12 protein-coding genes are annotated in these 12156 nt (G+C 52.5%); 11 read left to right on the top strand and 1 reads right to left on the bottom strand.

Annotation, left to right across the window (positions count from 1 at the left end; genetic code table 11):
• The first annotated feature begins 106 nt into the window (after positions 1-106).
• The 10 genes from GQS10_RS01725 to deoC all read left to right on the top strand — a co-directional run bounded on the left by GQS10_RS01725 (position 107) and on the right by deoC (position 9049).
• Complete coding sequence (locus GQS10_RS01725; protein ID WP_166238387.1) at positions 107-277, top strand: YfhD family protein; 171 nt, start codon at positions 107-109, stop codon at positions 275-277.
• A gap of 15 nt (positions 278-292) precedes the next feature.
• The gene (locus tag GQS10_RS01720) at positions 293-676 is read left to right on the top strand and encodes a hypothetical protein (protein ID WP_166238385.1); all 384 of its coding nucleotides are present in this window, start codon (positions 293-295) and stop codon (positions 674-676) included.
• A 5-nt stretch (positions 677-681) separates the two neighbouring features.
• Entirely contained in the window at positions 682-1053 is a 372-nt protein-coding gene (locus tag GQS10_RS01715; protein WP_166238383.1) for a hypothetical protein, read from the top strand.
• A 293-nt stretch (positions 1054-1346) separates the two neighbouring features.
• Positions 1347-3671, top strand: a complete 2325-nt coding sequence (locus GQS10_RS01710; RefSeq protein WP_166238381.1) for a YcdB/YcdC domain-containing protein — start codon at positions 1347-1349, stop codon at positions 3669-3671.
• A 162-nt stretch (positions 3672-3833) separates the two neighbouring features.
• Entirely contained in the window at positions 3834-4802 is a 969-nt protein-coding gene (gene prmA / locus GQS10_RS01705) for a 50S ribosomal protein L11 methyltransferase (protein ID WP_166238379.1), read from the top strand.
• A gap of 8 nt (positions 4803-4810) precedes the next feature.
• Complete coding sequence (locus GQS10_RS01700) at positions 4811-5515, top strand: site-2 protease family protein (RefSeq protein ID WP_166238377.1); 705 nt, start codon at positions 4811-4813, stop codon at positions 5513-5515.
• Positions 5516-5590: 75 nt separating this feature from the next.
• The gene (locus tag GQS10_RS01695) at positions 5591-6340 is read left to right on the top strand and encodes a 16S rRNA (uracil(1498)-N(3))-methyltransferase (RefSeq protein WP_166238375.1); all 750 of its coding nucleotides are present in this window, start codon (positions 5591-5593) and stop codon (positions 6338-6340) included.
• A 4-nt stretch (positions 6341-6344) separates the two neighbouring features.
• Positions 6345-7682, top strand: coding sequence for a tRNA (N(6)-L-threonylcarbamoyladenosine(37)-C(2))-methylthiotransferase MtaB (gene mtaB / locus GQS10_RS01690; RefSeq protein WP_166238373.1), 1338 nt, complete (start codon positions 6345-6347; stop codon positions 7680-7682).
• 243 nt (positions 7683-7925) lie between these two features.
• Positions 7926-8369, top strand: coding sequence for an NUDIX hydrolase (locus GQS10_RS01685; RefSeq protein WP_166238371.1), 444 nt, complete (start codon positions 7926-7928; stop codon positions 8367-8369).
• Complete coding sequence (gene deoC, locus GQS10_RS01680) at positions 8366-9049, top strand: deoxyribose-phosphate aldolase (protein WP_166238369.1); 684 nt, start codon at positions 8366-8368, stop codon at positions 9047-9049. Before GQS10_RS01685 ends, deoC begins: the two co-directional genes overlap by 4 nt.
• A 99-nt stretch (positions 9050-9148) precedes the next feature.
• Here the strand turns inward: deoC and GQS10_RS01675 are convergent, their stop codons facing one another.
• The gene (locus tag GQS10_RS01675; RefSeq protein ID WP_166238367.1) at positions 9149-10129 is read right to left on the bottom strand and encodes a Na/Pi cotransporter family protein; all 981 of its coding nucleotides are present in this window, start codon (positions 10127-10129) and stop codon (positions 9149-9151) included.
• 181 nt (positions 10130-10310) lie between these two features.
• Between GQS10_RS01675 and GQS10_RS01670 the strand changes: the two genes are divergently transcribed.
• Positions 10311-11741, top strand: a complete 1431-nt coding sequence (locus tag GQS10_RS01670; protein ID WP_166238365.1) for a class I SAM-dependent rRNA methyltransferase — start codon at positions 10311-10313, stop codon at positions 11739-11741.
• Positions 11742-12156: the final 415 nt, after the last annotated feature.

Raw genomic sequence — 12156 nt, 5'->3', positions numbered from 1 at the left:
TTTCCCTTGCGTTTACTTTTCCATTTGACATTACCCTGCATATTTTGCTTCGCATGGAAGATACTACTCCAGATGAAACTATATCCATGCAAAGGAGACGGGAACCATGTCCGATAACAAACCGAAGACGGAAATTCTCCGCGATCAAACACCGGCGGGTGATGGAAGATTTCAAAATGTGGAGTTTTCCATGGATATTGCAGATCGTGACGATCTGGAAGCAATGGAGCGTTCTAAGGCGGCTGGAGAGCGTCAAATCAGCGACGCAGGCGAATAAGGGGGCCAGGATTCGATGAGCGGCAGCCATTTGCAAATGTATTTTAAAACCGAGGACGCCGCACAATCGGCCGCGGTAGACCTGAAAGCATTAGGAGCTACGGAGGTCTCGGTGGACTTTCGCGGGGACTATGCATTCGGCGTCGGTTCGGAGGCGAACGACCCGGAGGATGCCAACTTGTTTACGCTGGGAGCGTTTCCTGCCGGTCATACGAGCGATCCGGCGCCGGCCTCGGTACCTTTTTTGCTTGGCGGATATACGGAACGCTTCAACGATGAGGATGAAAACAATCAGGTGGTGCTGACAGCGCTTGTGGAGCAGGACCAGCTCGGTGCAGCAGCCAGCATCATGCAAAAAAACGGCGGACACGCCATGAAATTTGATGGATACGGGATGTGAGCGCAATGACCGATAAAAATATTTTAGCTTATTTTAAAAGCCCGGAAGAAGCGGAAGGGGCTGCAGCGAAGCTGAAAGCACTGCGTGCGATCGATGTGAGCATCGACCGCTTTTCACGTTATCCGGGAGACGGAATTGAGCAAAATATGAATCCGATTACGTCGAACTTCGGCAGCCTTGGAAGCATAACGATGGATGCGGATTACACGAATAAAAGCGCCGGAATCTTATCTGCGGCAGATGTGAGCGCCAGCGGGATGAGCGACGGCGGACAGGGCGGGCCGACGGGCAGAGATATTTTGCTTACGGCTGTTGTGCCTGAAGATGTTCACCATCAAGCGCTTCGTGTCGTTGAAGAAGCGGGCGGAGCAACCTAATTTGTCATATGAATGAAATCGTGCTTGAAGTGAAAACCGTTTGCCGTGGCTTTGGCCCGGCGGCGGTTTTTTTGCGTGTCGTTTACTTGGAAATAAAAATTACATTCATGAATCCATTCGCCTAGTTTTCTGTTTCATTTGTACTAATTCAGGAGAAGAAAAGAAACTTTTGAAGGGCTTTCACGTTTAAGTGGATAGGAAAGGAAGTAATTTCCTGAATTTTGGCAGAAAAGGACGGGGATGAATTGGTACAGCGAAACAACATTTGGAAGCAAACAGGTAAGAAGGCTGCAATGATAATGTTGGGGGCAGCGCTTTTCCACCCAGCCGGTGCACAGGCCAGCGAAGCCGTCACAGTTACAACGGATACGACCAGTTATCCGTACAGCTCGAGCTCTGAAACGGTAAAAGAAAAACCAAGTGCCGCGGATGTAAACATTTCCCGCGATGAAGCTGTAGCCATTGTACGCAGCCTTTTTCCACAGCTAGAGAAAGCGCAGGCGGATCAGGTCGAATTGGGAGATCCACATACATATCCTCCAAGGAATGAGCTGATCTGGACGATCCATTGGACGATCCAGAAAGAGAATGGCTCGTACGGCTTTAGCTCTCAAGTAGATGCAATGACTGGGGACATCCTGCAGGTTCATATATACGAGGGGCAGGATTCGGAAACCAGAGCCTATTATCCTCCTAAGGTGACCCGTGAGGAAGCGGAGAAAATTGCGAAGGCCTTTATTCCGAAGGCGGCACCTTCACTTGCCAGCGAGTCGCTTGAATTGGATGAGAGGGCTTCTAATTACCCGCAGCGTCTTTTTGGGCCGGTACGGTACCATTTCTCTTATCAGTCCTCGAAGAACGGGATTCCCGTCCCCTTCTCCAGCGTGAACATGGAAATTGACGGGAACGGCCGAGTGCTCTCTTTTAACAGCAACTCTCAGATCAGTAAGCTTCCCGAAGGGAAGGCGAAGGTGAGTCAAGAGGAAGCGGAGGCATGGCTGGAAAAACAACTTCAGCTCGAGCTTGTTTATACCCAAACGCGAAAAGATTGGCGGGAAGGCGATTGGATGCTGGCTTATTATCCGGCCCGGGGGAATCCGGTCACATTGGATGCGTTAAGCGGAGAACCCTATCTTGACAAGGCCTTACAGCCTGCTTCCGCCAAGGATTATCAGCAGCTTCCCGAAAGCACGAACGGCTTTAAAGCGCGTGCGGAAGGCAGCGAGCCTATTTCTGCGGAGCAAGCCATTGAAATCGTAGGCGAGGTTGTAGAGCTTCCGGAGGACTTGAATCGGATTTCTCGTTCATTGGATAATGACAGAGGTGAGAATAGCCGTAAGGTATGGCGCTTACGTTGGGATTCAAATGAAGGGATGACTCCTTTCCCCATGAACAGCACGTGGGTAACAGTGGATGCGGTAACCGGCCAGCTTTATGAGTTCCGCAACGATTCCTACAGGGCATATTCTAATGCTCAGGATGCTCAGGAGACGGAGCAGAAGTCGGAGGAGGGTATCGGGGCGGAGGCGGCAGCCGACAAAGCGCTGGATTGGATTCATAAGCTGTATCCGAATGCAGCCTCTGAGCTGCGCTGGACAGGGAAGCCGGAAGTAACGCCATCCGCCGACGTTGACGGGTATGCCTTCATGTTCCAGCGTTACTACAAGGATACTGCCGTTATGGATGATTACGTGCGTATATATGTTAGCGGTGAAGGAAAGCTTGAAAGCTACTGGGCGAAACGTACGGATAATTTGGAAAGCAAGCTGACGGGACTGACCGCAGAAGTGACAGCAGATGAAGCAAAGCAAACGATGCTTGATGCGAGTCAAATGCATTTGACGTATTTGAGTGACGGCGGGTACCATATCCTTAACGGATCTTATGTTGATGCGACTTATAAGCTCGTCTATTCGATGAAGTACGGCGACCGGGAGCATGAGGGAACTGTCGTCAACGCATCGACGGGTAAGCTTCAGCAGCTTTATACCTACGGGATGACAAAGCCTGTGGCTGGAGAGACGGCGAAGGATATTGCCGGCCATTGGGCGGAGGCTGAGCTCGAAGATTTAGTCCAGCATGGGGTACTCGCAGCGGATGAGCAGGGGCTCCTGAACCCGAATCAGGCTGTAACGATTGGGGAATGGTACTCCATGATCTCGAAAGCGATGAATGGAGACATCGAAAGCTATTATTATGCAAGCGGAGATGGCGAGGAGGATAAAGCGCTGTTTGCGGATGTGACGAAGGATAGTCCTTATTATCAAGCGGTCCGCTGGTATTCGCAGCGCTATCAAATCAAGCACGATCCGGAACGTACGCTGGGCGTAGATCAGACCCTGACACGGGAGAGGTTTGCTGAGCTCCTGATGCCGATTGTTCATTACGACAAGCTTGCTCAAGCGCTTAACGATTCCAGCGATCTTTCTCATTTCTCGGACGCGGAGAGCATTCGTTCCAAAGGAGCCGTTGCGCTGGCATCCGGACTCGGCCTGCTGGAAGGCAGCGGAGGAGCTTGGAGACCGAACGATGAGGTAACAAGGGCGCAAGCCGCGGTTGTCATGATGCGGCTTGTCTACTTGCAAGGAAAAGTGGATCAAGCGATTGATCAGTATTAATATCATCGGAGGGAAGCCGCAGAGCCGCCAGGTTAGGCGGCTTTTCTTCTGCCCGCATTTTCCATCGGGAGCCGAGTGTAGTACAATAGGGGCTATGGTAAAAAGGGGCTAGTCTAAAATATGCTCCAAAAAGACAATATCAGTTACGGCGGAGGTGCGTTCATGCGCTGGCATGAAATAACGATATACACAACGGAAGAAGCAACGGAAGCAATTGCGGATTATCTTCATCAGCTGGGCGCGGGAGGCGTGTCGATTGAGGAATCCGGCAGCTTGGAGCGTAAGCGCGACACTTCGCTTGGGCAGTGGTACGAACGTCCGCTAAACGATATTCCCGAAGGCGAGGCGGATATGAAGGGATATTTCGCCGATGCGGAAGACATTGATGCACTGGTGGCTGAGGTGAAGCGGTTTGTCGCAGAGCTGCCGGAATTCGGCATCGATCCGGGGAAGCAGCAAATTTCGTTCCGCGAGGTGAACGAAGAAGATTGGGCGAACGCATGGAAGCAGTATTATAAGCCGGTGCGGATTTCCGACCGCTTGACAGTGAAGCCGACTTGGGAAGTATACGAGCCGGGCGAAGGAGAGGTCGTTGTCGAGCTGGATCCGGGCATGGCGTTTGGCACGGGTACGCATCCGACTACGTCCTTATGCATGCAGGCGCTTGAGGCAGCAGTGGAGCCCGGCGATGAAGTCATCGACGTCGGCACCGGATCGGGCGTGCTGGCAATTGCCGCAGTAAAGCTGGGAGCAAGCCGTGCTTTGGCGCTTGATTTGGACCCAGTGGCGGTCAGCAGCGCGAAGGAAAATGTGCGGCTGAACGGGCTGGAGGATGTCATTACGGTACAAAAAAGCGACCTGCTGCAGGCGCTCAAGCAGTCGGGGGAGCTTGGGGTTAGCACGCCGGTGCGCGTTGTGGTAGCTAATATTTTGGCGGAGATCATTTTAACGTTTATCGGGGATGTGCGGGATGCATTGAAGCCGGATGGCTTATTCGTCGCTTCCGGGATCATCGAAAGCAAGCGGGAAGACGTGGAAAAAGGTCTATTAGAGCACGGATTTGAAATCGTTCGGGTAACTGTCGATCAGGGCTGGGTAGTGATTACGGCACGGATCCGGAAGGAGGCGTAAGCTTCGGGATGGATTTTTTATATTATCCGATAGAAGAGCTTCCGTTTTTGTTTTTAGCGTTGATGGTGGGGTTCACGCTCCACGAGTACGCGCATGCGTATTTTGCCGACCGCTTCGGTGATCCGACGGCGAGGCACTTTGGGCGGGTGACGCTCAATCCGATGGCGCATCTCGATGTGCTCGGAACGCTGCTGATTTTGCTGGCCGGCTTCGGGTGGGCGAAGCCGGTTCCCGTTGACCGGAGCCGCTTTAAGCGGCCGCGGCTGATGAGCATCATTGTATCGGCGGCGGGTCCGCTCAGCAATTTGCTCATTGCTTTCGTGGCGATCCTGCTTGCGTACGTACTGTTGATGACAGGGATTGTGAATCCGCAGCAAATGTCGGTAGGTGCTTTTAAAGCTGTCGGGACTTTTTTCCATTATATGATCATGATGAATTTGCTGCTGTTCGTATTTAACCTTATTCCGCTCCCTCCTTTGGATGGATACCGGGTGGTCAAGGATTTGCTGCCGCTGCGCATGCGGATTTGGCTCGGACAGTATGAGCATTGGGGAGCATACATTTTTCTTCTGCTTGTGTTCATTCCGCCGCTTTCCGCCCATACGATTCGCCCGGTGCTCGGATCGATCGGGGACGTGTTTTTATGGCTGGACGGTATCGTGTCTAGTTTGTTCGGCGTTCGTCTTGACTGGTTCGGCTTCTTTAACCGGTAATGAATGAACAGTTTTTGTAAAAGGTAGCTTTTCAAGCCGGAACGTTGTATATTTTATGGTTGGAGGAACTCAACATTGCAGCGCTATTTTGTGAATCCCGAACAAATTCAAGAAGGCCGTGTCGTCATTACGGGTGATGACGCTCATCATATCATTCGCGTAATGCGCGGCAAGCCGGGGCAGACGTTCATCGTTTGCGACGGAAGCGGCACTGATGTGCTTGCTGAGCTAACCGAGCTTCATAAGGATTCCGTGACGGCAAACATTGTAGAGACGATTCCGTATAACCGCGAGCCGAAAGTGAACGTTTGGATTTTTCAAGGGCTGCCGAAGGGCGATAAGCTTGAAACGGTCATCCAGAAGGGCACGGAGCTTGGTGCGGCGCGGTTTATTCCGTTTCAATCGGCGCGCACAGTGGTGCAGATTGACGAGCGCAAAGAAGGCAAGAAGGTGGAGCGTTGGGGAAAAATTGCGAAGGAAGCCGCCGAACAGGCGCACCGGAGCCGGATTCCCGTGGTAGAAGCTCCGCTTGGCTGGAAGGCCGCGTTGAAGGAGGCCGCTTCGGCGGATGCGGCAATGATCTGCTTCGAGCATGAGCAGGGTCTCGGACTTCGCGAGCTGCTGCAAGGCTTGGATTGGGGCAGCGTGGCGACGATCGCCGTTTTGATCGGGCCGGAAGGCGGTTTTACCGATGCGGAGGTTGAAGAAGCCGCTGCTGCAGGCTGCAGACCGATTACGCTTGGCAAACGAATTCTACGGACGGAAACGGCCGCTTTGGCCGCACTGTCTTGCATACATTATGAAACAGGAGAGATGGGGGGGTAATCATATGCCGTCTGTCGCGTTTTACACGCTGGGCTGTAAAGTCAACTTCTATGATACAGAAGCGATATGGCAGCTATTCAAAAATGAAGGCTATGAGCAGGTTGATTTTGAATCGAAAACAGCGGATGTTTATGTGATCAACACATGCACCGTTACCAATACAGGCGACAAGAAGAGCCGCCAAATCATTCGCCGCGCCGTGCGACGTAATCCGGACGCTATTGTGGCGGTAACCGGCTGCTATGCGCAGACGTCACCGGCGGAAATTTTAGCGATTCCGGGAGTCGATCTCGTTATCGGAACCCAGGACCGCCAGCATTTGATGCAGTATGTTTCGGAGCTGCAAAACCAGCGCCAGCCGGTTAACGCTGTCCGCAACATTATGAAAACGCGTGAATTCGAGGAGCTCGACGTTCCTGATTTCGCTGACCGTACACGTGCATTCCTGAAAATTCAGGAAGGCTGCAACAATTTCTGTACGTTCTGTATTATCCCATGGTCGCGCGGTTTGCTGCGCAGCCGCAAGCCGGAAAATGTAATCAAGCAGGCGCAGGCGCTTGTGGATGCAGGCTATGAGGAGATCGTCCTGACAGGTATTCATACGGCAGGCTACGGCGAAGATTTGGAGGACTACAACTTTGCGGCGCTGCTGCGCGATATGGACCGTAAGGTTCGCGGGCTGAAGCGTCTGCGCATTTCCTCCATCGAGGCGAGCCAGGTTACGGACGAGGTGCTTGAGGTGCTGAAAAGCTCCGACAAGTTCTGCCGACATTTGCATATTCCGCTGCAGGCGGGAGACGATACCGTATTGAAGAGAATGCGCCGGAAATATACGACTGCGGAATATGCAGAGCGTATTCGCCGTATTCGTGAAATTTGGCCGGAGGTTGCGATTACGACGGACGTGATCGTTGGCTTCCCGGGCGAAACTCTTGAAATGCACGAGAACGGCTACCGTTTTATGCAGGAAATCGGATTTTCCGAAATGCACGTGTTCCCTTATTCCAAGCGGACAGGCACTCCTGCTGCGCGGATGGACGATCAAGTGGATGAGGAAGAGAAAAATCGCCGTGTGCATGAGCTGATCGATTTATCCGAACAGATGCAGCTCGAGTATGCGAAGCGGTTTGTCGGCGACGTGCTGACGGTCATTCCGGAGCGCGAAGCGAAGGGAGCCGAAGGCAAGGGTCTCGTTAGCGGCTATTCCGACAATTACCTGCAGCTTGTGTTCGAGGGTTCCGAGGACATGATCGGCAAGACGGTAACGGTTCGGGTTACGGAAGCCGGAGTAAACGAATGCAGAGGTGTTCTCGTTGCTGAAGCGGTTCGCGCAATCGGCTAATCGATCAAGCTCTTGTTAGTCCAGCTTCGAGCACCGTTACGATTGAATCAGCGCCCGTTTGCGGCTTTCGCGGACGGGCGTCACTTGTATGCCACATTCTCACTTCTTGGTTTGGACAAGTATGGCAAGGGGAAGCGGAGTGCTGTGAACCTAGGGACATACATCATCAAGTGATTTTACATATGATTTATGGGTGTCTGTTAGCATGCTGTTTAATTTTTCCCATATAAAGGAGCGCTGCTAATGAAAGAAATATCCGCAGGCGGTGTGGTGTTCCGCAACGAAGAGGGAGTACTGCAAATTCAGCTCATCGAGGATCGTTTTGGTAAAATGACACTCGCCAAAGGAAAGATGGAGCCCGGCGAAACGATTGAGCAGACGGCGATACGTGAAATTTTGGAGGAAACGGGTATTCAGGGTCGAATTGTCGAGCCGCTTGAAAAAATCGAATATACGTTTTCATCTGCTGAACGCGGCATCATCGAAAAGGAAGTTCACTACTACTTAGTAGAAGCACAGGGTGGAGAGCTTGCTGCCCAGGTGGAAGAGATTTCGGGAGTATTGTGGCTTTCTCCAGCGGAAGCTTGGAGCAGGCAAAAGAAATTCGGGTACGATAATAACGATAGTGTTCTGCGCAAAGCCCTTAAAAAGCTGGGCGTAACAATGAAGGAGGAAATAGAATCATGACACAATTGGATAAAACACAGCTTGCTAAATATATCGATCATACATACTTAAAGCCGGAAGCGACTTCTGCAGACATTGCGAAGCTTTGCGATGAGGCCAAAGAATACAGCTTTTTCAGCGTTTGCGTTAACTCGGCATGGGTTCCATTTTGCAGAGAACGATTGGAAGGAACAGGCGTGAAAATCGCGGCGGTTGCCGGCTTTCCATTAGGTGCGGGAGCAGCGGCAGCGAAGGCATTCGAAGCGGCGGAGGCAGCCGAGCAGGGAGCAGTCGAAATTGACATGGTGCTGGCAATCGGCAAGCTGCTGGAAGGGGACTATGCGGCAGTAGGCGCGGACATTCGTAAAGTCGTTGATGCGGTGCGCGGACGTGCGATTGTAAAGGTCATTTTTGAAACGGGCTTTTTAAATGACGAGCAGAAAAAAGCCGCTTGCCGCCTTTCCGAGGAAGCGGGCGCGCATTATGTGAAAACCTCGACGGGCTTTGGACCGGGCGGGGCAAAGGTTGAGGATATCCGGTTAATGAGAGCGTCCGTATCGCAAAATATCGGTGTGAAGGCATCCGGCGGCGTACGCGATTTTGAAACGGCGATGCAAATGATTGAAGCCGGTGCTACTCGAATCGGCACCAGCTCCGGTATTGCGATTGTTACTGGAGCCAAGGGCGAGGGCGGATATTAATATAAGGTGAAAAAAGCCCCCGGCAGATGGGGGCTTTTTGTGAGTGTCTTGCGATAAGCAAAGCTGTGTGGCAGCATACCGTGCACGTAGGTCTGAACGTTAAGTCGTTGAAGGCGGCGGCGGAGCCTGGTCCATCCTTCGAAAGATAGGTAAATAGGCGAAAGGCAGGGCGAGCACGGAGCAAACAATATTAAATATCGTTTGGGCATGCGCGATTTGACCGATCGGATCCGATGAAATCATGCCGGAAACGGCGGCAAGCTGTCCGATGAACGGGAGAAAAAGTGCTGTCCCGATCAGATTCAGCGTGACATGCGACCATGCGACGAATTGGGCGGATTTACTGCTGCCGATACATGCAATGAGTCCGGTAGAGCAGCTGCCGATATTCGCGCCCAGCGTGATTGCTACGGCCAGATCGACGGAAATGGCGCTGACTGCGGCAAGCCCCATCGCAATGCCGATGGTTGCTGTACCGCTTTGAATGACGGCGGTAATGACCATTCCGGCGATAACGCCCCACAAAATGCTGGTCTGGGCATGCTCCAAAAACCAGATGAACAAGCCTCTGGACTGCAGTGCGGGGGTGATGGTTTCCATAACCTTCATTCCGAGCATAATACAAGCGAAGCCTGCCGCGGTAAGTGATAAGCAGCGAAGATGCGGGATCGCTTTGTGAAGATAGCGTACGAACGGCATCACAAGAAACGTCGATGACCAGACGGCTGCGGCGACATACAGGATTGTGAGTGCATGTCTTCCAATGTTAAGCCCGATAAGCTCGGTGGTTAGGCAGGTACCGATATTGGTACCGAGTATAATGCCGAGCGTCCGGCTGAACGTTAACAACCCGGAGTTCACCAGCCCAATGGTAATGACCGTCACGGCGCTGCTGCTTTGCAGGACGGCCGTAGTGGCGGTTCCCGTCAGTAAGCCGTGCAGCGGAGTTTTGGTAAACTGCTTCAGCACGGATTGCAAATAGGGGCCGGCCCATTGGTGCAGTGCAATTTCCATGATCTTGAGACCGAATAAAAAGATAGCCAGACCGACAAGAAGAGGGATGACGATCTCGTTGAGCATGACGGGATGTCTCCTTTTGACGTTTAAGGGTTATAACTCATTGTATGAGTGTCGGCGGACGGGCATGACAAGCGTGACGAGCTGAAAAAGGGAGAATCTCTTTGTTCCGGCGCAAACTCCAATTATGGGGGAAATGAATGCTCGCTTCATACATAGAAAAAACAACGAAAAGAGGGATTTCATGGTCAACGTTTTTTTACAGAAAAAACGAAAGAAACGGCTGGAGGAAGGGCATCCGTGGGTTTTCCGCAGTGAAATAGAAAAGGTCGAGCCCGAGCAAGAGGCGGAGGCCAGCGCGCTGGTTAACGTCGTTGACCATGTCGGGCGCTATTTGGGTACCGGATATTACAATCCGCAGTCGCAGATGACGGTTCGAATCGTCTCGTATGAGCCGCTGGAGGAGATGGACCGCGCTTTTTTCGTAAGCCGGTTTTCAGCTTGTAAGACTTACCGTGAGCGTTTTGTTACGGAAACGAAGTCGTACCGTCTGGTTTACGGCGAAGCTGATTTTTTGCCGGGATTGGTGGTTGACCGGTTTGCCGACGTGCTCGTTGTGCAAATTTTATCGCTGGGCATGGACATACGCCGTGATGCAATTGTAGAAGCGCTGGTTGAAGTGTTCGCGCCTCAGGGGATTTATGAACGGAGCGATGTTTCCGTGCGGAAGCTGGAAGGGCTGGAGCAGCGCACCGGCGTGCTGTATGGCCATTGCCCGCGGCATGTAGAGATCGAAGAGAATGGGCTGAAAATGGTCGTCGACATCGTAGAAGGGCAGAAGACCGGTTATTTCTTCGATCAGCGGGAAAACCGTGCGGCGATCCGTTCTCTGATGAAGGGCTGGGGCGAGCGCAGCGGCATCCGGCTGGAGGAACGCGAAGTGGACGGCGAAATGAAGCGGGTACCGGTAAACAAAAACGGTTCTGTGGTGTCATTTCCGCATTGGGATGGGGCTACGGTGCTGGAGTGCTTTTCGCATACGGGAAGCTTTACGCTGAACGCCTGCCAGTTCGGGGCGAAGAAGGTCACTTGCTTGGATATTTCGGAGCATGCCGTGGAGACGGCGCGTAAAAATGTTGAGCTGAACGGCTTCGGCGACCGCGTTGAATTTGTTGTGGCCGATGCGTTCGATTATCTGCGCGAGCAGCTGAAGGGATTGAACGAACGCGAGGAGCGCGCGGAGGGTGGTAAAGGCGAGGGGGGAGCCGGAGGCGCTGGAGCAGGAGCAGGCGGTAAAGCCGGCGCTAAGGTGAAGGTGGATACGTCGAAGCCGATAACCTCAAAAGGCCGCACATGGGATGTGATCATCCTTGATCCGCCGGCATTTGCGAAATCGCGCGGGGCTGTCGAGGGGGCGTGCCGCGGCTATAAGGATATTAATTTGCATGCGATGAAGCTGGTCAACGAAGGCGGATTTTTGGTGACGGCCAGCTGCTCCTATCATGTGCGGCCGGATTTGTTTCTGCAGACAGTGCAGGAAGCAGCGGTCGATGCCGGCAAGGTGCTGCGCTTGGTCGAGTATCGCGGGGCGGGGAAAGATCACCCGCGGATTTTGGGCGCCGATGAAGGCGATTATTTGAAGTTTGCGATTTTTGAAGTCCGCTCGCGGACGTGAGGTGACCGCGGTCGCGGTAGTTGGGGTTGGATTGGTTTGGATTGGTTTGAATTTGGATTTGGGTTTGGGNAGGTTTGGATTAGGTTTGGATTAGGTTTGGATTAGGTTTGGATTTGGCTTTGGGTTTGGGTTTGGGTAAGGTTTTGAGTGGGGGGCTTCCGTCGGAGTGGGATGTTTCCGGAGCGGCGCAGGCTGTAACTTGTGCTGGTCTGGGATGATTTGCTGAGTGGCGCGGAAGGAAGACGAACAATACAAATTAGTTGTATTAAATCCGGGCGAGGGCACGTTTTTAGTCCAAATAATACAAATTAGTTGTATACTCATGTTGGCTCTCGTTTGTTTTGGGGAGCTGGCGGAGAAATAATACAAGTTACTTGTATTATCTCATAGGCCCCCTAATTAAACTGGAGTCCTC

The organism is Paenibacillus turpanensis, assembly GCF_011421635.1.
GTDB classification, from domain to species: domain Bacteria; phylum Bacillota; class Bacilli; order Paenibacillales; family YIM-B00363; genus Paenibacillus_AK; species Paenibacillus_AK turpanensis.
The sequence above is the reverse complement of the archived record's forward strand: the minus strand, read 5'-3'. Positions and strand labels throughout refer to the sequence as shown.

What these genes read in the sequence shown, in the direction of transcription:
- GQS10_RS01725 (WP_166238387.1), top strand. Translation starts at nt 107, where the DNA reads ATGTCCGATAACAAACCGAAGACGGAAATTCTCCGCGATCAAACACCG.
- GQS10_RS01720 (WP_166238385.1), top strand. Translation starts at nt 293, where the DNA reads ATGAGCGGCAGCCATTTGCAAATGTATTTTAAAACCGAGGACGCCGCA.
- GQS10_RS01715 (WP_166238383.1), top strand. Translation starts at nt 682, where the DNA reads ATGACCGATAAAAATATTTTAGCTTATTTTAAAAGCCCGGAAGAAGCG.
- GQS10_RS01710 (WP_166238381.1), top strand. Translation starts at nt 1,347, where the DNA reads ATGATAATGTTGGGGGCAGCGCTTTTCCACCCAGCCGGTGCACAGGCC.
- prmA (WP_166238379.1), top strand. Translation starts at nt 3,834, where the DNA reads ATGCGCTGGCATGAAATAACGATATACACAACGGAAGAAGCAACGGAA.
- GQS10_RS01700 (WP_166238377.1), top strand. Translation starts at nt 4,811, where the DNA reads ATGGATTTTTTATATTATCCGATAGAAGAGCTTCCGTTTTTGTTTTTA.
- mtaB (WP_166238373.1), top strand. Translation starts at nt 6,345, where the DNA reads ATGCCGTCTGTCGCGTTTTACACGCTGGGCTGTAAAGTCAACTTCTAT.
- GQS10_RS01685 (WP_166238371.1), top strand. Translation starts at nt 7,926, where the DNA reads ATGAAAGAAATATCCGCAGGCGGTGTGGTGTTCCGCAACGAAGAGGGA.
- deoC (WP_166238369.1), top strand. Translation starts at nt 8,366, where the DNA reads ATGACACAATTGGATAAAACACAGCTTGCTAAATATATCGATCATACA.
- GQS10_RS01675 (WP_166238367.1), bottom strand. Translation starts at nt 10,129, where the DNA reads ATGCTCAACGAGATCGTCATCCCTCTTCTTGTCGGTCTGGCTATCTTT.
- GQS10_RS01670 (WP_166238365.1), top strand. Translation starts at nt 10,311, where the DNA reads ATGGTCAACGTTTTTTTACAGAAAAAACGAAAGAAACGGCTGGAGGAA.